This is a genomic window from Actinokineospora sp. UV203, from assembly GCF_056323665.1.
Genome location: NZ_CM150484.1, coordinates 345565 through 367776 on the forward strand (window position 1 = coordinate 345565; position 22212 = coordinate 367776).

Annotated in this window: 25 protein-coding genes; 13 read left to right on the forward strand and 12 right to left on the reverse strand. The window is 69.6% G+C overall.

The window, feature by feature from the left end:
• Window positions 1-84 precede the first annotated feature (84 nt).
• Both ACUZ2Y_RS01600 and ACUZ2Y_RS01605 read left to right on the forward strand, forming a co-directional pair.
• Window positions 85-321 (forward strand): hypothetical protein, encoded by a 237-nt coding sequence (locus ACUZ2Y_RS01600; protein ID WP_476326177.1) that lies wholly within the window; start codon window positions 85-87, stop codon window positions 319-321.
• Window positions 322-340: 19 nt separating this feature from the next.
• Window positions 341-637 (forward strand): DUF3040 domain-containing protein, encoded by a 297-nt coding sequence (locus tag ACUZ2Y_RS01605; RefSeq protein WP_476326179.1) that lies wholly within the window; start codon window positions 341-343, stop codon window positions 635-637.
• Between the two features lie 45 nt (window positions 638-682).
• Here ACUZ2Y_RS01605 and ACUZ2Y_RS01610 read toward each other — a convergent pair whose 3' ends face one another.
• The 4 genes from ACUZ2Y_RS01610 to ACUZ2Y_RS01625 form a co-directional block, all read right to left on the reverse strand.
• Window positions 683-1750: a carboxylate-amine ligase gene (locus ACUZ2Y_RS01610; RefSeq protein WP_476326181.1), complete on the reverse strand. Its 1068-nt coding sequence runs from the start codon at window positions 1748-1750 to the stop codon at window positions 683-685.
• On the reverse strand, window positions 1747-4083 hold the full coding sequence (locus tag ACUZ2Y_RS01615; RefSeq protein WP_476326183.1) for a glycoside hydrolase family 65 protein: 2337 nt from the start codon (window positions 4081-4083) through the stop codon (window positions 1747-1749). The genes ACUZ2Y_RS01610 and ACUZ2Y_RS01615 overlap by 4 nt, the downstream gene beginning before the upstream one ends.
• A 218-nt stretch (window positions 4084-4301) precedes the next feature.
• The gene (locus tag ACUZ2Y_RS01620; protein ID WP_476326185.1) at window positions 4302-5033 is read right to left on the reverse strand and encodes a beta-phosphoglucomutase family hydrolase; all 732 of its coding nucleotides are present in this window, start codon (window positions 5031-5033) and stop codon (window positions 4302-4304) included.
• Window positions 5034-5078: 45 nt separating this feature from the next.
• Window positions 5079-5663 (reverse strand): TetR/AcrR family transcriptional regulator, encoded by a 585-nt coding sequence (locus ACUZ2Y_RS01625; RefSeq protein ID WP_476326187.1) that lies wholly within the window; start codon window positions 5661-5663, stop codon window positions 5079-5081.
• Between the two features lie 55 nt (window positions 5664-5718).
• Here ACUZ2Y_RS01625 and ACUZ2Y_RS01630 point away from each other — a divergent pair, with 55 nt between their 5' ends.
• Window positions 5719-6873, forward strand: coding sequence for an acyl-CoA dehydrogenase family protein (locus tag ACUZ2Y_RS01630; protein WP_476326189.1), 1155 nt, complete (start codon window positions 5719-5721; stop codon window positions 6871-6873).
• A 14-nt stretch (window positions 6874-6887) separates the two neighbouring features.
• On the forward strand, window positions 6888-7709 hold the full coding sequence (locus ACUZ2Y_RS01635; RefSeq protein ID WP_476326191.1) for an enoyl-CoA hydratase-related protein: 822 nt from the start codon (window positions 6888-6890) through the stop codon (window positions 7707-7709).
• Between the two features lie 22 nt (window positions 7710-7731).
• Here the strand turns inward: ACUZ2Y_RS01635 and ACUZ2Y_RS01640 are convergent, their stop codons facing one another.
• Window positions 7732-10020: an ATP-binding protein gene (locus tag ACUZ2Y_RS01640; RefSeq protein ID WP_476326193.1), complete on the reverse strand. Its 2289-nt coding sequence runs from the start codon at window positions 10018-10020 to the stop codon at window positions 7732-7734.
• Between the two features lie 111 nt (window positions 10021-10131).
• Window positions 10132-11490: a cation:dicarboxylate symporter family transporter gene (locus tag ACUZ2Y_RS01645; protein ID WP_476326195.1), complete on the reverse strand. Its 1359-nt coding sequence runs from the start codon at window positions 11488-11490 to the stop codon at window positions 10132-10134.
• A 91-nt stretch (window positions 11491-11581) separates the two neighbouring features.
• Between ACUZ2Y_RS01645 and ACUZ2Y_RS01650 the strand changes: the two genes are divergently transcribed.
• Complete coding sequence (locus tag ACUZ2Y_RS01650; protein ID WP_476326197.1) at window positions 11582-13150, forward strand: sensor histidine kinase; 1569 nt, start codon at window positions 11582-11584, stop codon at window positions 13148-13150.
• Between the two features lie 70 nt (window positions 13151-13220).
• Complete coding sequence (locus tag ACUZ2Y_RS01655) at window positions 13221-13892, forward strand: response regulator (protein ID WP_476326199.1); 672 nt, start codon at window positions 13221-13223, stop codon at window positions 13890-13892.
• A gap of 129 nt (window positions 13893-14021) precedes the next feature.
• Here ACUZ2Y_RS01655 and ACUZ2Y_RS01660 read toward each other — a convergent pair whose 3' ends face one another.
• Window positions 14022-14411: a DUF1844 domain-containing protein gene (locus ACUZ2Y_RS01660; RefSeq protein WP_476326201.1), complete on the reverse strand. Its 390-nt coding sequence runs from the start codon at window positions 14409-14411 to the stop codon at window positions 14022-14024.
• A 247-nt stretch (window positions 14412-14658) separates the two neighbouring features.
• Here ACUZ2Y_RS01660 and infC point away from each other — a divergent pair, with 247 nt between their 5' ends.
• The 6 genes from infC to ACUZ2Y_RS01690 all read left to right on the forward strand — a co-directional run bounded on the left by infC (window position 14659) and on the right by ACUZ2Y_RS01690 (window position 18437).
• On the forward strand, window positions 14659-15261 hold the full coding sequence (gene infC, locus ACUZ2Y_RS01665) for a translation initiation factor IF-3 (protein WP_476331498.1): 603 nt from the start codon (window positions 14659-14661) through the stop codon (window positions 15259-15261).
• A gap of 87 nt (window positions 15262-15348) precedes the next feature.
• Complete coding sequence (gene rpmI, locus ACUZ2Y_RS01670; protein ID WP_476326203.1) at window positions 15349-15543, forward strand: 50S ribosomal protein L35; 195 nt, start codon at window positions 15349-15351, stop codon at window positions 15541-15543.
• 59 nt (window positions 15544-15602) lie between these two features.
• Entirely contained in the window at window positions 15603-15995 is a 393-nt protein-coding gene (gene rplT, locus ACUZ2Y_RS01675) for a 50S ribosomal protein L20 (protein ID WP_187223198.1), read from the forward strand.
• A gap of 2 nt (window positions 15996-15997) precedes the next feature.
• Entirely contained in the window at window positions 15998-16795 is a 798-nt protein-coding gene (locus ACUZ2Y_RS01680; RefSeq protein WP_476326206.1) for a TrmH family RNA methyltransferase, read from the forward strand.
• A gap of 96 nt (window positions 16796-16891) precedes the next feature.
• Window positions 16892-17793 (forward strand): IS5 family transposase gene (locus ACUZ2Y_RS01685; RefSeq protein ID WP_476326208.1). Its coding sequence is split into 2 segments (ribosomal slippage): window positions 16892-17240 and window positions 17240-17793, totalling 903 coding nucleotides; the frame shifts between segments, so codons are not numbered across the junction.
• Between the two features lie 20 nt (window positions 17794-17813).
• Entirely contained in the window at window positions 17814-18437 is a 624-nt protein-coding gene (locus ACUZ2Y_RS01690) for a maleylpyruvate isomerase family mycothiol-dependent enzyme (protein WP_476326209.1), read from the forward strand.
• 63 nt (window positions 18438-18500) lie between these two features.
• On the opposite strand, the gene ACUZ2Y_RS01695 is transcribed toward ACUZ2Y_RS01690, so the two are convergent.
• Window positions 18501-19586 (reverse strand): class I SAM-dependent methyltransferase, encoded by a 1086-nt coding sequence (locus ACUZ2Y_RS01695; protein WP_476326210.1) that lies wholly within the window; start codon window positions 19584-19586, stop codon window positions 18501-18503.
• 1 nt (window position 19587) lies between these two features.
• Complete coding sequence (locus ACUZ2Y_RS01700; RefSeq protein WP_476326212.1) at window positions 19588-19746, reverse strand: hypothetical protein; 159 nt, start codon at window positions 19744-19746, stop codon at window positions 19588-19590.
• A gap of 98 nt (window positions 19747-19844) precedes the next feature.
• Between ACUZ2Y_RS01700 and ACUZ2Y_RS01705 the strand changes: the two genes are divergently transcribed.
• Entirely contained in the window at window positions 19845-20591 is a 747-nt protein-coding gene (locus ACUZ2Y_RS01705; protein WP_476326214.1) for an AfsR/SARP family transcriptional regulator, read from the forward strand.
• A gap of 10 nt (window positions 20592-20601) precedes the next feature.
• Here the strand turns inward: ACUZ2Y_RS01705 and ACUZ2Y_RS01710 are convergent, their stop codons facing one another.
• From ACUZ2Y_RS01710 to ACUZ2Y_RS01720, 3 genes are all read right to left on the reverse strand, one after another.
• A complete protein-coding gene (locus tag ACUZ2Y_RS01710; protein ID WP_476326216.1) occupies window positions 20602-20760 on the reverse strand; it encodes a hypothetical protein in 159 nt (52 codons plus the stop codon).
• Window positions 20761-21114: 354 nt separating this feature from the next.
• Window positions 21115-21264, reverse strand: coding sequence for a hypothetical protein (locus tag ACUZ2Y_RS01715; RefSeq protein ID WP_476326218.1), 150 nt, complete (start codon window positions 21262-21264; stop codon window positions 21115-21117).
• Between the two features lie 64 nt (window positions 21265-21328).
• On the reverse strand, window positions 21329-22147 hold the full coding sequence (locus ACUZ2Y_RS01720) for a dienelactone hydrolase family protein (protein WP_476326220.1): 819 nt from the start codon (window positions 22145-22147) through the stop codon (window positions 21329-21331).
• Window positions 22148-22212: the final 65 nt, after the last annotated feature.

Sequence of the window (22212 nt, forward strand, 5' to 3'; positions counted from 1 at the left end):
GCTGCCCGCCGCCTCGTGCGGGCAAACTGGTTAACCGTCCCGCGGGTGGGTACTCGGAACGCACCGGGGAACGGAGGTCGCACAGTGAACAGCAGTCTCGCCCTGATCGCCGCCGACCGCGACGTCCTGGTCGACGAGGAACTGCCGCCCGAACCGCTCGAGGTCCCGCGCGGCCCGGGCCTTCCCGACCTCGCGGAGGTACCGGCAGCCGAGGCGCTGCCCGCCGCCGCCCTCGCCGTCGGGGCAACAGTTGTCATCACCTCCGTGGACAGGGAACTCGTCGAGGGCGTCGGCGTGCGACCACGGCACGGGGCGGGCTGAGGAGGAAGAAATGCTCAGCATGGGCGACCGCAGGCGACTCGACGAGATCGAATCGCTGACCCGGGCGGCGGACCCCGACTTCGCTGACGGGCTGCGTGACTGGGATCCCGTGCCGCCTCGTGACGATCGGCGGGCGCCGGTTGTGGCGTTAGGGATCGGCACGGCGCTGGTGTTGCTGGTGGCGACGCTCGCGGGGAACGTGGTGGTGATGCTGGTCGCGCTTATCGGCCTGGTTTGTGCGGTGGTGAAGTATCGGGTGCGTGTTCGGCGCTCGCATCTGTGGTCACGGGATGCTCGGTGGCGGCCTCGCTGGTGAGGTTCCCTCGGGGTCGAGCTGTGCGAACGGGTCGATTCGAGAGGCCTACTTGGGGGACCACGTGACCGCGTTCAGAACCTCGCCCAAACGTTGGTGTCGCGCGAATGCGGTGCGCTGTCGGTATGCGCCTCCACCGGTTTCCCGTAAATACTCCATTGTGGACTTGACTGCTGCGGCATCCGGTCCTATGTCGCGGATCAGGGTGTTCAGAATGTCTTTGGTGGGACGCATTTCACCCGTGTCGGGGTCGGGGACCTTGCCTTCCAAGCCGTCCTTCGCCGCCCGCCACATGCCGGCGCGGATGACGGCGGTGGGGATCCTGGGGGCGGGGGTGCTCAGGTTGTCCAGGGCTCGGGCGACCAAGGCGCGGACCAGGATTCCCAGCAGCACCGCTTCGTCCACTGTGGTCTGCACATCCGCGACGCGGACTTCGACGGTGGGCTGGTGTTCCGAGGGGCGGACGTCCCAGTACACCATCTTGCGGTCGAGTGCGGCGCCTGAGGACAGCAGGGCGGTGACCAGTTCCTCGTAGTGCTCCGGCGATTCCAGGTACGGCGTCGGGCCCGCGCACGGCCAGCGTGACCACTGCAGGTGCCGGGTGCTGGCGTAGCCGCTGTCCGTTCCGTCGTGGAACGGGGAGTTCGCCGATAACGCCAGCAGCACCGGTGCCCACGGTCTGAGGTGGTTGCACACCCGCACCGCGTCCGCTCGGTCGGAGACGCCAACGTGGACGTGGCAGCCGCAGGTCATCCCGCCGAACACGATGGGCCCCACCGCCTCCGCCATGCGCTGGTACCGCGGGCCGGGGCCGACCATCGGGCCGTCGTGCTGGCGGTGGGGGACCGTGCCCGACGCGATCAGGCGGGCGCCGGTGGCCGTCGCGCCGTCGTGGAGAGTGGTGCGCAGGGCCGTCAGTTCGTCGCGTAGTTCCTTGCCGGTGCGGCAGATTCCGGTGGCCGACTCGACCTGGCAGCGCATCAGTTCGGGTTTGACGTCGACCTCGTCGTCAGCTTGGGCGAGTGCCTGCTCGGCGCGGGTGACCAGGCGACCGGTGGGGTCTACGAGGAAGAACTCCTCCTCCACGCCGATCGTGCGTCCGTCGTCGGTGTTCATGAGCGCCTGCTTCCGGGTTCGCGGCCCGCGGGCTGCTTCGGTCGGGGCAGCCGGGGACACTCGGGGATGGGCAGGCTCAGCCCGGGTCCCGGTTCGATGACGATCGGCTTGCCATGGTGCGACGTCGACAACGGACCGCCGGAGATGTGGCGGTAGTGGGCGGCGTCCCGGTTGATCTCGACCTGGATGCGGCTGCCGTGCACACACATGCGGAACGACACCCGGTCGAGCTCCGACGGCAGCCGCGGCGCGAACGTGGGAACCCCGCCGTGGTCGCGGAAACCGCCCAACCCCGCGACGACACCGGCCCACGCGCCCGCCAGGGAAGCCATGTGCAGGCCGTTGCGGACGTTGTCGTGCAGGTCCGCGAGGTCGGTCATCGCCGCCTCGACGATGTAGTCGTAGGCGAGGCCCAAATGCCCGACCTCGGCCGCCAGCACGGCCTGGGTGCCCGCCGACAGCGACGAGTCCCGCACGGTCCGTGCCTCGTAATAGGCGAAGTTGGCGGCCTTCTGCTCGGGCGTGAACGCGTCGCCGCGCAGGTGCATCGCGAGGACCAGGTCGGCCTGCTTGACGACCTGCTTGCGGTAGAGGTCGAAGTACGGATAGTGCAGCAGCAGCGGGTACTTGTCCTTCGGTGTGGCCTCGAAATCCCACTCGTCGTGCCGGGTGAAGCCCTCCGACTGCGGGTGCACGCCGAGCAGGTTGTCGAACGGGATGACCATCTCCTTGGCCGCGCGCCGCCACGCCTCGATCTCGTCGGGGGAGACCCCCAGTCGGTCGGCGACCTCCGGGTTGCGCCCGCACGCGGCGCCCGCCTCGGTCAGGTTCCGTTGCGCCATCAGGTTTGTGTAGACGTTGTTGTCGACGACCGCGGTGTACTCGTCCGGCCCGGTGACACCGTCGATGCGGAAACCGCCGTGCTGGTCGTGGTGCCCGAGCGATGCCCACAGCCGCGCGGTCTCCACCAGCAGCTCCGTGCCGTACTCGCGGTCGAAGGCGTCGTCGCCGCACGCGGCGGTGTAGCGGGCGGTGGCGTCGGCGACGGCGGCGCTGACGTGGAACGCGGCCGTCCCGGCGGGCCAGTACGCCGAGCACTCCGCGCCGGTGATGGACCGCCAGGGGAACGCCGCGCCGCGCTTGCCCAGGACGTTCGCCCGCTCACGCGCCTGCGGGAGGGTTCCGTGCCGCCACCGCAGGGCGTCGCGGGCCGCGTCGGGCATCGTGTACGTGAGGACCGGCAGCACGAACGTCTCGGTGTCCCAGAAGGCATGCCCGTCGTAGCCGGGGCCGGTGAGCCCTTTGCCCGCGATGGCCCGGCTTTCCCCGCGCGCCCCCGCCTGCAGGATGTGGAACAGGGCGAACCGGACGGCCTGCTGCAGCCGCTCGTCGCCCTCGATCTCGATGTCGGCGGCGGTCCAGAAGTCGTCGAGGAACGCGCGCTGCTCGGCGAGCAGCCCCGCCCAGCCGGTCTGCAGCGCGCCCGCCAGCGCCGCCTCGACCTGCGAGCGCAGCGCGGGCACCGACCGCTGCGCCGACCAGCCGTAGCCGAGGTACTTGACCAGCCGGAGCTTCCCGCCCGCCGGCACGTCGACCGCCGCGGTCAGCCGGGCCAGGTCGCCCTCGGCGCGGATGTCGGTGCGCATGCCGTCGGCGGTGTCGATCTCGTGGTCCATCCCCGCGGCTATCCGCAGACCGGACTCGCGCGTGTGGTGCACCAGCACCGCGCCGTAGCCATTGGCGGCGGCGAAGTCGGCGACCAGCGGCGAGCGCAGGGCGGCGGCGACCCGAGGGTCCTTGCCGCGCGGCTCGATAGGCTCGTTGGCCAGCAGGTCGGACTGCACGACGAGCTGCAGGTCGTCGGCGGGCTCGATCTCGTAGTGGATCGCGGCGACCGCGCGCTGGGTGAACGACACCATGCGCTGCGACCGGATGCGGACCCGGAGGCCGGTCGGCGACTCCCACACCGTGTCCCGGCTGAGGATGCCGGAGCGGAAGTCGATCCACCGCTGGTGGGCGAGGGTGCGGCCGTAGCGCACGTCCAGCGGCTCGTCCTCGACCAACAGGCGGATGATCTTGCCGTCGGTGACGTTGACGATCGTCTGGCCGTCCTCGGGGTAGCCGTACCCGATCTCCGCGTACGGCAGCGCGTGCGACTCGTAGAACCCGTTGAGGTAGGTGCCCGGCAACCCGACCGGCTCGCCTTCCTCCAACGCGCCGCGCATCCCGATGTGCCCGTTGGCCAGCGCGAACGTGGACTCGGTCCGGTGCAGCTGGTCGATCGCGAGGCCGCGCCACCGCAGCTCCCACGGCGAGACCTCGTAGCCGCTCATGCGACCACCTCACAGGTTCGGTGGCTCCACTCGCGAAGGCACTGTGACATGGATTCGCTCGCAAGCTCGCTCATGCGACCACCTCACAGGTTGGGTGGCTCCACTCGCGAAGGCACTGTGACGTTGATTCGCTCGCAAGCTCGCTCATGCGACCACCTCACAGGTTGGGTGGCTCCACTCGCGAAGGCACTGTGACGTTGATTCGCTCGCAAGCTCGCTCATGGCTCGTCCAGTAGCTCGGCGAGGTCGAGCACGACGATGTCGGCGCCGTTGGCGCGCAGCTCCTCGGCTTGGTCGGCGCGGTTCACGCCGACGACGAAGCGGAATCCGCCGTCGTGGCCCGCCTTGACCCCGGCGAGCGCGTCCTCGAACACGGCCGTCGTCGCGGGGGTCGCGCCGAGGTCGGCCGCCCCGGCCAGGAACGAGTCCGGCGCCGGTTTGCCGCGCAGCTTGCGCTCGCCGATCGTCAGGCCGTCGATCCGCGCCTGGACGAACCGGGTCAGCCCGGCCGCGTCGAGCACCCGGGCCCCGTTCGCCGACGAGGTGACCACGCCGATGGCGAGCCCGGCCCTGTGCGCGGCCTCCAGGTACGCCACCGAGCCGGGGAACGGTTGGACCCCCTGCTCTTCGATGATCTTCAGCACCAGGCCGTTCTTGCGGTTGCCGACACCGTTGACGGTCGGATCGTCCGGATCGTCGTCGGGCAGGCCTTCGGGCAGCGTGATGCCGCGCGAGGCGAGGAAGGTGCGCACACCGTCGGCGCGCGGCCTGCCGTCCACATAGGCGGTGTAGTCGCGTTCGCTGAACGGCGGCTCGTCCGACCCGGCCTGGGCGGCCAGGAAACCGTCGAAGGTCTGCTTCCAGGCGGTCTCGTGCAGCGCCGCCGTGCTGGTCAGCACGCCGTCGAGGTCGAAGAGGCAGGCCGTCACGTCGTCGGGCAATCCGATCACAAGTGCGACGCTACCGGCGTGCCGCCCAGTCGGCAGGACGCGCCATCACCGGGTCCCGGTGATGATCGGGACGATGTGGGCGTGGGCGAACTCCATCAGGTCGGCCTCGGTGCCCAGGGCGATATCGGCCCGCGGGGTGACGATGAAGGAGTGCGCCAGCCGCACCACGATCTCGGCGCGGGCGCGGAAGTCGTCGGCGGGAGCGAGCAGGCCGTCGTCGACCGCCTTGTCGAGCAGTTCGACCAGCCCGGTGATCGCCAGCGACATGGCGCCGCCCGCCTCGGTGGTCATCTTCGGCAGCGCGGTGTCCGGCTCCAGCTTCAGCAGCCGGGTGAACAGGGGATGGGTCCACAGGAGGTGCACGATCCGGGCGAACACGACCGCGATCCGGCCCGCCGCCGTGTCCGCCTTGTCGGCAACCAGGAACACCTCGTCGAACGCGCGGCGGGCTTCCCGGTTGGACACCGCCACCACGACGTCGCTCTTCGACCCGAGCCGCCGATAGACGGTCACGCGGTCCACCCCGGCCTGGCGCGCGATGTCCTCCAGCGTGGTGCGGCGGATGCCGACGTCGGTGAAGAGATCACGCGCGGCATCAAGGATCCGGCTGGTCGACAGGTCGCTGCTCACGGGTTCAGCCTACTGCAACATTGCAACATCAGATGTTGCATCGTACAGTCGGTCCATGCTGCGAACCGTGCGGTCACCGTGGATGGACGACGAGCTGGCCGCCGTGCGCGACCTCGCTCGCACCTACTTCACCAAGGAGGTCGCCCCGCACGAGGAGCGGTTCATCGAGCAGGGCCACCCCGACCGCGAGCTGTACGCGCGGGCGGGGGAGCTGGGGCTCAACTGCATGTCGGTCCCCGAGGAGTACGGCGGGGGTGGCGGCACGTTCGCCAGTGAGATCGTGCTGATCGAGGAGCAGGTCCGCGCGGGCGACCACGCGATGGGCTTCGTCGTGCACGCCGGTATCGTCGCGCACTATCTGCTCGCCTACGCCTCCGAGGAGCAGAAGCTGCGGTGGCTGCCCAAGCTCGCGAGCGGCGAGTGGGTCGGGTCCATCGCGATGACCGAGCCCGGCACCGGCTCGGACCTGCAGGCGATCGCCACCCGCGCTACCAAGGACGGCGACGACTACCTCATCAGCGGCGCCAAGACGTTCATCACCAACGGCGCCCTGTGCGACTTGGTGATCATCGCCTGCAAGACCGGCGACGCCGTCGGCGCGGCGGGCATCAGCCTGATCGTCGCCGAGGTCGCCGACGACACTCCCGGCTTTCAGCGCGGCCGGATCCTGCACAAGATCGGCAACCAGGGCCAGGACACCGCCGAACTGTTCTTCGACGGACTCCGCGTGCCCCAGTCGAACCTGCTCGGCCCGGCCGAGGGCGCCGGGTTCGTCCAGCTGATGCGACAACTGCCCCAGGAACGCCTGTTGACCGGCGCGCTGGCGGTCGCGTCGATGGAGGTCGCGGTCGACCTGACCGCCGAGTACACCAAGCAGCGTGAGGCCTTCGGCAAACCGCTGTTCGCCATGCAGAACACCAGGTTCGAACTCGCCGAGTGCGCCACCATCACCCGGATCGGCCGCACCTTCCTTGACGACTGCATCGCCAAACACCTGCGCGGCGAGCTGGATGTGCCGACCGCGGCGATGGTCAAGTACTGGCTCACCGACCGCCAGGGCGAGGTCGCCGACCGCTGCCTGCAACTGTTCGGCGGTTACGGGTACATGGCCGAGTACCCGATCTCCCAGATCTACACCGGCGCCCGCGTGATGCGGATTCTCGCCGGGGCCAATGAAGTCATGAAAGACCTGATCGCCCGCTCGCTGTGAGCCCGAGGAGTGCCATGACATTCGAGGCCATCACCTACGCCGTCGCCGACCGGATCGCCACCGTCACGCTGAACCGCCCCGAAGCCCGAAACGGCTACACCAACCAAATGGCCGACGAACTCGCGGCGGCCTTCGCCCTCGCGGATGCCGACGACGAGGTCCGGGTCGTGGTGATCGCGGCCAACGGCAAGGACTTCTGCGTCGGCATGGACATGTCGGGCGGGGATGTCTCGGACTTCACGGTGCCTGGGTGGGTCGAACCGGCGACCCGCGCCACCCGACCGCTGTCGCGGCTGACCAAGCCGGTCATCGCCGCGATCCAGGGGTCTGCTGTGGGTGTGGGTTCGACCTTGGTGCTGCCCGCGGACTTCCGCATCGCGGCGTCGAACGCCCGCTTCGGGTTTGTGTTCCCGCGCCGGGGCTTGTTTCCGGAGGGCGGTTCCACGTGGTTCCTTCCGCGGCTCGTCGGGTTGGGGCGCGCGCAGGACTGGATGCTCACCGGGCGGTTGATTCCCCCTGAGGAAGCGCTCGCCGGTGGGTTGGTGACTCAGGTGGTTGCGCCGGAGGTGTTGCTGGACAAGGCTTATGCGCTTGCTGGGGACCTGATCGCGAACACTGCCGCGGTGTCGGAGGCGGTGATTCGGCGGACGTTGGTCCACATGCTCGGCGAACCTTCGCCGGAGGCGTCGTTCCAGCTGGACTCGAAACTGATCGCGCACGCGTTCGGGACCGCTGACGCGGTTGAGGGGATCATGTCGTTCCTGCAGAAGCGGGCGCCGGAGTTCACCGGGTTGGTCAGCAAGGACCTGCCGGACTTCGTTCCCTGGCAGGACTGACACCCAGCCACCTCACTGCGAGCTACCGAGGCGGTGAATCCGGCTGCCGGATCACCCATGCCGCGATCTGCGCCCGTGTGTTGAACCCAAGTTTCGCCAGGATGTGCGCCACATGCGTCTCCGCCGTGCGAGGCGCGATGAACAGCCTCGCCGCGATGTTCTTGTTGGTCAGCCCCTGTGCGATGAGGCCCGCGATCTCGGCTTCCCGCCGGGTCAGCGGCCCGAAACCACCGGCGACCGTGGCGATCGCGGGCACGGTGTCGTTCAACGCGACCCGGACCGCCTCACACCGGGGCATCGCCCGACCCGCCGCGCGGGCGTCGGCGAACGCCGGTTCCCCGAGAGCCCCACGGGTGGCGGCGATGGCCTCGTGCCGGTGGCCGCTGAGCCAGCTCACCTCCTCGGGGTCGGTCCCCAGCGCCGTCCACAGTGAGTCGGCGGCGCCCAGTAGCAAGGCGCAGCGTCGGTGTTCGCCCTTGTCGGCGGCGATCAGGACAAGGTTGGTCATCAGGAACGCCTCGACGATCCGGTTGTCGATGAGCCCGGTGAGCCGCAACGCCGGCAGCGCCGCCCGGTGGGCGGAGCCCGGATCGCCGAACAGGATCTCGATGGAACTCAACGCCCACAGCGCCAGCGAGTGGTACGAGACCTCGCCCATCCGCTCACACGTCGCGATGGTCTCCCGCAGCCGGATCCGCCCCTTGTCCGGATCACCGCACAGCGCCGTGGCCAACGCACCCAGGTAGGCGGCGAACAGTTCCCCGTTGAGCACCCCCGACTCGCGGAACACCGCCCGCGCGCCGTCCAGCAGGTCCCGAGCCCGAACACCGTCCAAGGCGAACAGGGCCGCCATCCCGCGTACGACAGCGATGTACGCGCCCTCAGTGCGGTCCGCGCACAGCTCCTCCGCCTCGGCCAACAGCTGCTCGGCGGCCTCCCGATCACCTTGCAGCAGCGCGAACATCCCGTGCAGGCGCAGCGCGCCGACCCGCTCGGGGGCGTCGGCAGGCGTCAGCGCGAGCGTGCGGTCGATCCACATCCTGGCCTCGCTGTAGAGGCTGCGGATGCCCCAGTACGGCCCGATCCGGGTCGCCATCACCAGCCCGACGGTCGCCTCGCCCGGCTCCGTCACGCAGAAGTCCAGCGCGGCCCGAAGGTTCGCGTGCTCATTGCGCAGCCGCGCGACCCACGCGATCTGGTCCTTGCCGACCCACCCGCTCTCCAGCCGCGCGGTCAGCTCGGCGTACCAGTCGCGGTGCAGGCGGCGGACCCGGGCCGTGTCGCCGGACGCCGACAAACGGTCGTGCCCGTACTCACGCAAGGTCTCCAGCATCCGGTAGCGGGCCAGGCCGTCCTGTTCCTCCCGGACCAGGATCGACTTGTCCAACAGGGCGTCGACCAGGTCGAGCACCAGCCCGGGCTCGACACCGGCGCCGCCACACACCTGCTCGGCGGCCTCAAGACCGAAGGTCCCCGAGAACACCGACGCGCGCGCCCACACGAGTCGCTCCGGCTCCGAGCACAGCTGGTGGCTCCAGTCGATCATCGCCCGCAGCGTCTGCTGCCGCGGCGGGCCGGTGCGCCTGCCGACGGTCAGCAGCGACATCGGCCTGCTCAGCCGCTCGGCGATCTGGGTCAGCGACAGCGACCGCAGCCGCACCGCCGCCAGCTCTATCGCCAGCGGCAGCCCTTCGAGCGCCCGGCACACCCGGGCGGTGTCCTGGCAGTTCCCGTCGGTGACGGTGAACCCGGGCACGACCGCGGCCGCCCGGTCGGCGAAGAGCCGCACCGAGTCGAACCGCTCCGCGTCCGCCGCATTGACCACCTCGTCGGCCTTCGGCGCCGCCAGCGGCAGCACCGAGAGCAGCCGTTCACCGGAGATGCCGAGCGACTGCCTGCTCGTGGCCAGCACCGCCAGCCGCGGGCACGCGGAGACCAGCGCGGCGACGAACTCCCCGCACGCGCTGACCAGGTGTTCGCAGTTGTCCAGCACCAGCAGCGTCCGCCGGTCCCGCAGGTGCTCGACGACCGCGTCCACCGCGGGCCGGGCGGTCTGGTCGCGCAGCCCCAGCCTGTCCGCGACCGTGCCCGCCAGCAGCTGCGGGTCGCCCAAGTCGGCCAGCTCGACGAACGCGACACCGTCGTTGAAGCGCGCCTCGGTCGCGACCCGGGCCGCCAACCTGGTCTTTCCCACCCCGCCGGGCCCGACCAGCGTGACGATCGGGCCTGCCGCGAGCAGCTTCCTCGCGACGGCGAGCTCCTCGTGGCGACCGATGTAACTTGTGCGGTCGACCGGCAGCGCCTCGTGCATCACGCGATCTTAACTATGTATTTAAGATCCGCTTTACATACCAAACCGCCCGCTCCGGGGGCATCGGACGGCGGGCGGTTCAGTCGTTCAACGAACAACTACCGGGTCAGGCTACGGCCGCGCGGCGGTTTGTTCGAGCAGTTCGTGCCGCGGCTCGGGAACCGATTCCTCCTGGTCATCGACCAGTGACGCTTCGTCGAACGGTGCCTGCCCGGCGAACACCCGCGCGGCCTGTCCGCGGTCGAATTCCTTGGTCCACGTGCCCACCAGGACGGTCGCGACGGCGTTGCCCGCGAAGTTCGTCAGCGCCCGCGCCTCGGACATGAACCGGTCGATGCCGACGATCAGGCCGACGCCGTCGACCAGTTCCGGCCGGTGCGACTGCAGGCCGCCCGCCAGGGTCGCCAGCCCCGCGCCGGTCACGCCCGCCGCGCCCTTGGACGCGATGATCATGAACAGCAGCAGCGAGATCTGCTCGCCCGCCGAGAGCGGGTTGCCCATGGCGTTGGCGACGAACAGGGTGGCCATCGTCAGGTAGATCGCGGTGCCGTCGAGGTTGAACGAGTAGCCGGTGGGCACCGTGATGCCGACGACCGGCTTGCTCACGCCCAGGTGCTCCATCTTCGCGATGAGCCGCGGCAGCGCCACCTCCGACGACGACGTCGACAGGATCAGCAGGAATTCACGCCCGAGGTAGCGCAGCAGCGAGAACAGGTTGACCCGCGCGACCAGCCACAGCAGCACGCCCAGCACCACCACGACGAACAGCAGGCAGGTGGCGTAGAAGCCCAGCATGATCACCGCGAGGCTCTTCAGCGCCGCCAGCCCGGTCTCGCCGACCACCGCCGCGATCGCGCCGAACGCGCCGATCGGCGCCGCCCACATGATCATGCCGAGCACCCGGAACACCAGCGTCTGGATGTGCCCGATGCCGCGCAGCACCGGCTCGCCGCGGGAGCCGAGAGCCAGCAGTCCGAAGCCGACGAGCAGCGCGACGAACAGGGTCTGCAGCACCGAGCCCTCGGTGAACGCCGACACCAGTGTCTTCGGGATGATCCCGAGCAGGAACTCGGTCGTCCCCTGGGCCGACTTGACCTGCGCCTCGCCCTTGGCGGCGACCGCCTCGGTCAGCTGCAGGCCGTCACCGGGGTGCAGGATGTTGCCCACGACCAGCCCGATGCCCAGCGCGACCGTCGACATGACCATGAAGTAGCCCAGCGCCAGGCCGCCGACCTTGCCGATCTTGCTCGCCCGCGCCACCGAGCCGACGCCCAGCACGATCGTGCAGAAGATGATCGGGCTGATCATCATCTTGATCAGGTTGACGAACGCCGTCCCCAACGGCTTGAGCGACTTCGCGACATCTGGCGCCGCGAATCCGACGGCGATGCCGAGCAGGACGGCCGCGATGACGGCCAGGTAGAGGTAGTGGGTTCGGTCCCTGCGGCGGGGTTCGGTGCGTGTGGACACGGTGGGGGCCTCTCTGTGGCTGGTTGCCGAACACCGTCTCCTTTGTTGTGGCCCCGGTCACGATTGAGTTCATAGCGTTCACACTGTTGAGATGAAGCAGTGGAGCTTGGCCCGGCAGCTCCTGGTCGTCCAGGTGGTGATCGTGGGTCTGCTGGTGGCCGCGAGCGCGGCCCTGGCCTGGGCGGATATGGCCGATCGGGCCGAGGAGTCCAGTGCCGCGGAGGTGACCGCGCTGGCCAAGGCGATCGCCGGCGGGCCGACCGTCGCGACGGCCGTGACGGGCCCGGACCCGACCGCGGTGCTGCAGCCCTACGCCGAGCGCGTGCGGGCTGACACCGGGGTCGACTTCATCACGATCATGAGCACCGACGGCGTCCGGTTCACCCACCCGAACCCGGCGATGATCGGCGGCCGGTTCCTCGGCAACACCGCCGAGGCGCTCGCGGGCCGGGCGTTCACCGAGACCTACACCGGCACCCTCGGACCGTCGGTGCGCGCGGTCGTCCCGGTGACCACTGTCGATGGGCGGGTGATCGCGCTGGTCAGCGCCGGGATCAGCGTCTCGGCGATCAGCGCGCAAGTCGCCGACCGGGTGCTGTGGCTGGTCGTGATCGCCGCGGTGATCCTCGCCCTCGGCGCGCTCGCCACCTACCTGGTCAGCAGGCGGCTGCGGCGCCAGACCGGGGGACTGGCCCCAGCCGAGCTGCGCCGGATGATCGGCTACCACGAGTCGATCCTGCACGCCGTCCGCGAAGGGCTGGTGCTGGTCGACGACGACCACCGGGTCACGTTGTGCAACGACGGTGTCCGCGCCCTGCTGGACCTGCCCGCCGACGCCGACGGCAAGCGCGTTGACGAGCTCGGCCTGCCGGACGCCCTGGTCGAGCGGCTGCTCTCGGACACCGAGATGCACGACGAACTGCACCTGACCGACACCCGCATGCTGGTCGTCAACTCCTCCACCGTGCACCAGGACGGCCGTGCTCTGGGCACGGTGGTGACCCTGCGCGACCGCACCGACCTGCAGGCCCTGACCGGGGAACTCGACACCGTCCGCGGCTTCGCCGAAGCCCTCCGGGCGCAGGCGCACGAAGCCGCGAACCGGCTGCACACGGTCGTGTCCCTGGTCGAACTCGGTCGGCAGACGGAGGCCGTCGAGTTCGCCACGGGGGAGTTGGCCATCGCCCAGCGGCTGACCGACCAGGTCGTCGGCGCGGTCGCCGAGCCCGTCCTCGCCGCCCTGCTGCTGGGCAAGGCGGCGGACGCGAGCGAGCGCGGGGTGGAGCTGATCGTCGCGGAGGACACCGAGATCGCCGACCAGGGCGGCGTCCCGGCAAGGGACCTGGTCACCATCCTCGGCAACCTGGTGGACAACGCCGTCGACGCCGCCGCCGACAGCGCCGGCCGCTGGGTGCGGATCAGCGCCCACAGCGACGCGGACGAACTGGTCCTGCGGGTCGCCGACAGCGGGGCCGGGCTCCCGGAGGACGCCCACGAGCAGGTGTTCCAGCGCGGGTGGTCGACCAAGCCGGGCGACTCACGGGGGCTGGGTCTGGCCTTGGTCGGTCAAGCGGTGCGACGGGCCGGGGGCACGGTCGAGGTGGGGCGTGAGGTGGGCGCGGTGTTCACTGTGCGCCTGCCGAGAGGAGAACGGCCGTGATGACCTTGGTCGAGTGCCAGGCCGCGTTCGGCCCGTGGCGATTCGCGGGTGTCCGGCGGATGGGGCGGCCATGATCACCGTGCTCGTGGTCGAGGACAACACCGTCGCCGCCGAGGCGCACCGCCTCTACGTCGGGCGGGTGCCCGGTTTCACCGTCGCCGGCGTCGTCCACTCCGGACGCGACGCCCTGCGGTTCCTCGACGCCACCCCGGTCGACCTGGTCCTGCTCGACCTCTACCTGCCCGACGCCCACGGCCTCGAAGTCGTCCGCGCCCTGCGCGCCAACGGGCACGCCGCCGACGTGATCACCGTGACCTCCGCCCGAGACCTCAACGTCGTGCGCGCGGCGGTGTCGGCGGGCGTCGTCCAGTACCTGCTCAAGCCCTTCACCTTCGCCGGCCTGCGCGAGAAACTTGAGGGATACGCCCGCTTTCGCGCCCACGTCCGCCACGGCGAGGCGGCCGGTCAGTCCGATGTGGACGAAGCGTTCGGCGCGCTGCGCGGGTCGGACAACCTGGTGCTGCCCAAGGGAATGAGCGCCCCCACCCTGGACCTTGTCATCAGCGCCGTGCGGGCCGCCCCGGAGGGGCTGCCCGCGACCGCGGCGGCCGACGAGGTCGGCGTCTCCCGGGTCACCGCCCGGCGCTACCTCGAATACCTCGCCGACAACGGCCAGGTCGCCCGCAAACCCCGCTACGGCACCGTCGGCAGACCCGAGGTCTGGTACGTCTGGAGCCGCTGACCCAGCGCGAGTCGCCCCTTCCGGCAACCGAGTCGCCCCTCCAGGCGAGCGAGTTCGACACTCGCGATCACGAATGGTGAACTCATCTGCCGGGAGGGGCGACTCGGTTGCCGGAAGGGGCGACTCGCGTCAGTAGACGGGGCCGGTGAACTTCTCCCCGGGGCCCTGGCCAGGCTCGTCGGGAAACGCCGACGACTCCCGGAACGCGCGCTGCAGCGACTGCAGACCATCCCGGATCGGTCCGGCGTGTGGCCCGAGGTACTCCACCGACGCGGTCACCAGCCCGGCGAGCGCCGTGATGAGCCGTCGCGCCTCGTCCAGGTCCCGGTGCGGGCTGCTCTCCGGGTCGGCGTCGGCCAGCCCGAGACGCTCCGCCGAGGCCGACATGAGCATCACCGCTGCCCGGCTGATCACCTCCACGCTGGGAATACTCGCCAGGTCCCGATCGTTGTCCAGATCAGTGGACCGGGCGTCAGCGTTGTCAGGGGTGTCAAGGCCGTCGTTCACGTCTGGTACCATTCCACGTGCGACCAGCCCCCGTTAGCGCGGGGGCGGCAAAGTGGAGCCCCCGCTCCCACCCGAGTCACCGCGAGGCGGCCGGGTCCGGTCACTGAAAACCCGCCGTTCATTCGGTGTGTTGTTGGTGTACTCGACGGTGTCCTAACCGACGCCAGTGTCGAGGATCGGTCGGAAGCGGGCCCCGCATGCCATCAGGCATCGGGGCTCGATGTAGTTCAGGGGCCCTCACTCGCGCGCTGTCATATCACTGGACCGAGGAGGCCCCATCAGCACGGAGACACGCATCAACGACCGCATCCGCGTGCCGGAAGTCCGACTTGTCGGACCCAACGGCGAGCAGGTCGGAATCGTCCGCATAGAGGACGCCCTCCGGCTCGCGCAGGAAGCGGATCTTGATCTCGTGGAGGTCGCACCTCAGGCGCGCCCGCCGGTATGCAAGCTCATGGACTTCGGAAAGTTCAAGTACGAGAGCGCGCAGAAGGCTCGGGAGTCCCGGCGCAACCAGGTGCTCACCGTCATCAAGGAGCAGAAGCTCCGGCCGAAGATCGATTCCCACGACTACGAGACCAAGAAGCGCAACGTCGTTCGCTTCCTCGAGCACGGGAACAAGGTCAAGGTCACCATCATGTTCCGCGGCCGTGAGCAGTCCCGCCCCGAGTTGGGCTTCCGACTGCTGCAGCGGCTCGCCGAGGACGTGGAGGAGCTGGGCTTCGTCGAGTCGTCCGCCAAGCAGGACGGCCGAAACATGATCATGGTGTTGGCGCCGCACAAGAACCTCAAGCCCAAGCCCAAGACGACCGAGGGCGCGGACTCCGACGAACTGAGCGAGAGCTCGACCGAGGAGCCCTGACCGGTCCCGCCGGTCGACGAACACCCCCGATTGGCTGTCGCCCCGAGTGCCACCAAGGCTCGGGACGGCACGAGACGAGGAACCAACATGCCGAAGATGAAGACCCATTCCGGGGCCTCCAAGCGAGTCCGCGTCACCGGCAAGGGCAAGCTCCGCCGTCAGCAGGCAGGCCTTCGCCACAAGCTGGAGAAGAAGCCCACCTCGGTGACCCGCAGGCTCTCCGGCACCGCCGAGGTCGCGAAGGTCGACGAGAAGCGCCTCAAGCGGATGCTCGCTCGCTAAGACACCCCGAATGCCCACCGGGCGGGTAACTCCGCCCACTAGATCGACAGGACGGAACCGTGGCACGCGTCAAGCGGGCGGTCAACGCCCAAAAGAAGCGCCGCACGACTCTTGAGCTCGCCAGCGGTTACCGCGGCCAGCGCTCGCGGCTGTACCGCAAGGCCAAGGAGCAGGTGCTCCACTCGCTCAACTACGCCTACCGGGACCGTCGGGCCCGCAAGGGTGACTTCCGCAAGCTCTGGATCCAGCGGATCAACGCCGCCGCGCGCCAGAACGGCATGAGCTACAACCGCTTCATCGAGGGCCTTCGGGTCGGCGGTGTCGAGGTCGACCGCAAGATCCTGGCCGAGCTGGCCGTGAGCGACCCGACCGCGTTCACCGCGCTGGTCGAGATCGCCCGCGTCAACGCAGGCACTCAGGGCAAGGCCGCCGAGGCCGAGGCAGCTTCCTGAGCATGCGCTCGCAGCGACCCGGGGTGGAGCCGTTCACTGAACGGACCCCCCGGGTCGCTGCCGCTCGCGCCCTGACCCGCCGCGCGGGTCGGGACAAGGCTGGCCGGTTCCTGGTCGAAGGCGCCCAAGCGGTGCGTGAGGCGTTGGCTTTCGGGCGGGTCCACGAGCTTTTCGTGACGCCCGAGGCGGCCGCGCGCAACGCCGAACTGCTCGACTCGGTGAGCGTGCCGGTCTCGTACGTCAACGACAAAGCCGCCTCCGGCTTGTCGGAAACCATTACGCCGCAAGGCATCATCGCCGTCTGCGACGTCCTCGACCAGCCGTTGGGTTCGCTGGCGGGTCCGCTGGTCGCCGTCATGGTCGGCGTCTCCGACCCAGGCAACGCCGGGACCGTGACACGTGTCGCGGACGCGGCGGGTGCTTCCGCGGTCGTGTTCGCCGGCGACACCGTCGACCCGCACAACGGCAAGTGCGTGCGAGCGTCGACCGGCAGTGTCTTCCACCTGCCGCTGATCCGCTCCCGAGACACCGCCGCCGTGTTCGACGCCTGCCGCTCAGCGGGTCTGCGACTGATCGCGGCGGACGGCCACGCCACCCACGACCTCTTCGAAGCCACCGGTGAGCTGACGGGCCCGACCGCCTGGGTCTTCGGCAGCGAGGCCCACGGCTTGGACGACCACGTGCTGTCCCAAATGGACTCGGTGGTGAAGGTCCCCCTCTACGGCGCCGCCGAGAGCTTGAACCTCGCCACCGCCGCCGCGGTGTGTCTCTACGCCAGCGCCCGCGCCCACCGCGCCTAAGTTCCCGCGCGTCGATCGACGAGTTTCCGCCGCGCCGGGAGTCTCACTTGGCAGACACTAGGGCGTGTCCGCCGGAACATCTGATCAAATACTGGTGTGGCGCGTGGTGATCTGACAGATGCGGAATGGGCGATCTTGGAGCCGTTGCTGCCGGCGGTGAGCCAAAGCCGGGGCGGGCGTTGGGGAGATCGACGTCGGGTGATCAACGGGATTTTGTGGCGGATGCGCACTGGTGCGCCCTGGCGGGACGTGCCGGAACGGTATGGGCCGTGGAAGACCTGTTATGAACGGTATCGGCGGTGGGCTGCGGATGGCACATGGGCGCAGCTCAAGCAGCAGGTCATCGGGCGTGCCGAAGTCGACGAGGAGATCGATTGGGACGCCCAGGTCGACTCCACGATCGTGCGGGCTCATCAGCACGCCGCAGGTGCCCGTAAAGGGGGCTGAGTGCCGAGGAATCGCGGGCAGCGCAAGGACTGGGCCGGTCTCGGGGTGGTCTCACGTCCAAGATCCACACTATCACCGATGGTCGGGGAAGATCACTGGCGACCCGGGTCACACCAGGTCAAGCCGCTGACGTGACCCAGCTGGTGCCGCTGCTGGAGCAGATCGCGGTGCGCCGGCCTGGTGGTGTTGGTCGGCCTCGGCAGCGACCGGACTCGCTGACCGGGGACAAAGCCTATGGCAGCAAGGCCAATCGGGCAGCGTTGCGCCTGCGGAAGATCAAGGCGGTGATCCCGCAGCGTCGGGATCAGGTCGCCAATCGGCTGCGTAAGGGATCGGCCGGTGGTCGCCCTCCGAGTTTCGATGCCGAGCACTACAAGCGACGCAACCAGGTCGAGCGGGGTTACAACCGCCGCAAGCAGTTCCGGGCGTTGGCCACACGCTACGACAAGCTGGGTCTGCACTGGCAAGCGACCAACGACATCGTCGAGACCCTCGACTGGATCCGCGCCAAACCAGACAAATCACGACCTGATCCGGCGGACACGCCCTAGGGTCGAGCGAAGGAGCAGCCGTGAAGAACGAAGTCTGGTCGATGGCGCACGCGGAGCGAGCGGCGCTGATCGAAGACCTCACCCACCTCGATGACGAACAATGGGACACGCCGTCACTGTGTGCGGGCTGGACCGTCCACGACGTCGTCGCCCACCTGATTGACACGGCCAAAGCGACTCGCATTGGCTTCGTGACAGGCCTCATCCGCGCCCGCTTCGATTTCCACCGCCAGAACACCCACGGCGTGACCCGCGAGCGCGGCGCCACACCGGGGGAGACACTGGAACGCCTGCGTCGGGTGGCGTCGCGAACGTCGACCCCGCCCGCACCGCTCGACAGCAGGCTCGTCGAGGAGGTCCTGCACGGTGAGGACATCCGCCGCCCCTTGGGCATCACCCGCTCGTACGCTCCGGAGGCCGTGGTCAGGTCGCTTCGCTACCAGGCCCGCACCCCGGCGTCGTTCGGCGGCGCCAAGGAGTTGGTGACCGGCATACGGCTCACCGCGACGGACGCTGACCTGTCCATCGGGGACGGACCGGACGTCAGCGGACCCGCACTTTCCTTGCTCCTGGCCATTTCCGGCCGGCGGGTAGGGCTCGACGAGCTCGCGGGTCCGGGGGTGGCCACCCTGGCAGCTGTCTGACGCTTGGTGCGGTGGCAAGGCCTGCCCCAGGGGCTTTCGCCCCTCGGGGCAGGCCTTGTCGCACTAGGGCGCGATCTCGTAGAGGTTGTTGAACGGGTTTTCCAGCGGTACCCGCCGAAACCGCGTGAAACCCGCGTCGGTGCACAGGGAGTGGGCCACCTCTTCGTTGAACCCCGTTGTGCCGAGGCCGGTGCCGCCGTGCGCGAGCGAGGTCGTCATGCAGTACATCAGGCTGCAGCCGTGGAAGAGGGCACCCAGCGGTCCTACGTTGTCCTGCACCCGGTGTGAGGCGTTGATGTCGAGGCACACGTACCTCCCGCCGGGGCGCAGTGCGCCCCGGATCCGGCGGAGCAGCCCGGCCGGATCCACCGCGTCGTGCACGACATCGAAGGTGAAGATCACGTCGTAGCTGCCGGGCAGATCCAGCGACGCGTCCGCGTGCACGATCCGCACCCGGTCGGTGAGACCGGCCCGAGCCACCGTGGCCCGGGCGGCCTCGATGGTGCCCGCGTAGGACTCGATGCCGACGAACCGGGACGCCGGGTAGGCCTCCGCCAGCTTGATCAGGCTCCGCGCGCGACCACAGCCGACGTCCGCCACGACCGCGCCTGCCCGCAGCGCGCGGTCCACCTCGGGGAGCGCAGGCATCCACTCCTGGATGAGCAGGTTCTCGAACCAGGAGGCGGTGAACCGCTCCATGCCGTCCCACATGTCCGGGTGGTAGGCCTCCTGCCGGATGCCGCCGCCGGTCCGGAACACCTCGAGCAGCTCGTCGTACACGCTGACCATGCCGTGCAGCATCTGGAACGTGCCGCCGAAGAACACCGGCCCACCCTCCTGCGCGAGCACCGGCGCGTGCTCATCGGGCAGGGTGAACGCCTCGGTCGCCGGGTCGTAGCCGAGGTACTCGGCGGTGGCCATGCCCGCCAGCCACTCGCGGGCGTAGCGCTCGTCGACGCCCGTGCGCTCGGCCAGCTGGGCGCTGGTCGCGGGCCCGCCCTCGGCGAGTTCGCGCCAGAGCCCCAGCCGGTCGCCGATGCCCGCGAGCACTGTGACCGCGAAGCCGGTGGTGTTGGTGAGCGCGGTGCCGACGAACGCGTCCGCGCGGTCGGAGTCGAAATCGCTCTTCGGCAGTGTCGGGGTGCTCACCTCACACCTCCGTCGCCTGCGCGAACAGCGCTTCGCGGCTGACCTGGCCGACCAGGTCGGGGTGCGCGGTGCGGATGTGCTCCTCGGCGTTGTCCAGCAGCTCCTCGACGGTCTCGCCGCGAACCTGAACGCCGTCGTCGCAGTTGATGAGGTAAGCCATGACTTCTCCTGATGATTCGGTGCGGGGCCTTTTGCCCTGCTCCACCGGAGAGTGCCGGGCTACCCTTGGCGCAAGGCGGCACGAAGGTTGGAGAAACCTTGCAGTGGTCGACGAGGGTGCAGCTCTGCGGCAGGCCCGCGATCCTGCGCGACGGTGTTCGCGTCGAGTCGCACCTGCCCGGTCGCAAGGGCGTGTGCGCGCTGGCCTACCTGGCCGCCAACGCCGAGCGGTGGGTGACCCGCGACGAGCTGGTCTTCGCACTCTGGGGTGACGACGAACCGCCCGACCCGGAGTCCGCGCTGGCGTCGCTGCTGTCCAAGGTTCGCCGAGTGATCGGCAAGGAGCGCATCGCCGGTCGCTCGTCCCTGCGTTTCGTCGCCGAGGACTCCGTCCTGGTCGACCTGCATTTCGCGATCGAGAGGCTGCACACCGCGCAGGCCCACCTGTCGGCGGGCCGCGCTGAGCAGGCGTGGCAGCCCGCCCACAGCGCATATGCGATCGCGCGGCGCACGTTCCTGCTCGGCCACGACGCGCCGTGGATCGACGAGTGGCGGCCGCGCCTGGGTGAGGTCGAAGTCTGGGCGCTGGAGTGCCACACACAGGCGATGCTGGCGATCGGTGAACTGCCCGAGGCGGAACGCGTCGCGCGCGGCCTGATCGAGCGCGCGCCGTTTCGCGAGAGCGGCTACCAGTTGCTGATGTCCGCACTCGAACGCACCGGCAACCAGGCCGAGGCACTGCGGGTGTACGACCGGTTGCGGTGCCTGCTCGCCGACGAACTGGGCGCGGCCCCGGGCACCGAGGTATCCGTGGTGCACCAACGGCTGCTGCGCGCGGGTGGCTGAGCGCCCGCGGTCAGGTCAGCTCCGCCTGGGCGAGGATGTCTTCTTTGTTCGTCTTGCCCACCATGTCCGGGTGCGCGGACGCGATGTGCTCCTGCGCCTTCTCCCACAGCGTGGCCTCGTCCTCCGCGCGGAAGATGTAGCCGCACGCGCAGGTGATTTGCATCGTCATGGCTGCCTCCTTTGCCCCTCCTTCTGCCCATCGTCGTCCTGTGCGGCCGTGCCCGCCAGAGCAGTGACCCGGCGCGTTGGTATGTACGGGCCAGCAGACTCTGGCGAGCAACGACGCGCCTTCCGCGGAGAGCGTGAAGACGATGGAGTCCTACCTCGGCCGGAACGTGGACGACGTGGTCAAGGAACTGGGGCTGTCGATCGACAGTGAGCAGTCCGCCGACGACGCCCTGGCCAAGCTCGGTGCCGGAGTGGGAACGGGCACCAGCGTCTATGCGGGCGGCGCCTCGCTCTGGGGTTTCATTCGCGGTGGGATCAGCGCGAACATCTACTTCGGCTCCGCTGGCAGCTACACCTACTCCGGGTCGATGTGGACCAGTCCGGTCGCCGTGGCGGGCGGTGGTGCCGGTGCCTGGTCGATGACCCCGTCGAACGGCCAGGCGATGGACTTCTGCTGGGGTGGCATTTCCATCACCGGCGGTTCGGTCGCCGTCTTCTGGAGCATCAACGGCGTCGTGGTCGGGGGGATGACTCTGGCCGTGGCGGGCGCGGGCCCCGCCCCGGCCATCTCACTGTTCGCCGTGACCGAACGGGTTCAGGCGGTCAACCAGAAAGGTGAGGATCTCGTCCCTGGCCCGCAGTGTGGGGTGTCCCTCCTCGTCCACGAGGTGCGCGGTGACGACGCTGTGCGGAGTTTCGACGACGTCGCGGAAGAACGGGGGAGGGGTGGGGTTCGCGGCGTCGTTCGGTAGGACGCGGCCGTCGAAGGCGTCGCCCAGGAGTGACTGGTAGGCCGCGAAGCGCGCGGCGGTGCACCAGCGGTCGCCTGCGAAGCGGTAGGCGAGGACTTTCAGGCCGTCGCGCGTGACGCGGTCGCGGATCGCGTGCGCGTCCTCCTCTCCGAGTTCCAGTCCGGCGGGGTCGTCCAACGGCAGTGACGGGTGGTTGACCACGGGCGCGATGACGACGGGCTCAAGGGCCATGGTGAGGGCGAAGTTGCCCGTGAAGCACAGGCCGATCGCGCCGACTCCCGGGCCGCCGCACTCGGCGTGGGCGAGCCGGGCGAGCCCGCGCAGCCACAGCGTCACCGGGCTCGTGCCGCCCCCGGCGAACGCACGGAACTCGGCGCTGACACACGCGCGGCGGGCCACTTTCTCGCCTGCCTCCGCCGTCGGGTAGGCGCCGTCGGTCCCGAAGAGCGAGGGGACGTACACGGTGAACCCCGCGTCCCGCACCCACCGGGCGAGCCGCAGGACGTCCGGGCTGATGCCGGGCATCTCCGGCATGAGCACCACGGCGGGCCCGGAACCCGCGACGTAGACCGTCTTCGCCACGCCGTCCACCTCCACGGGCCTGCGGGAGAAGTCGTTGATCGCATCGTCGGTCATGGCGACAGCGTGGACCATCGCGTCCGTCGGCCGGGATAGGCCAGATCGCCAGGTATCGGGGTAAT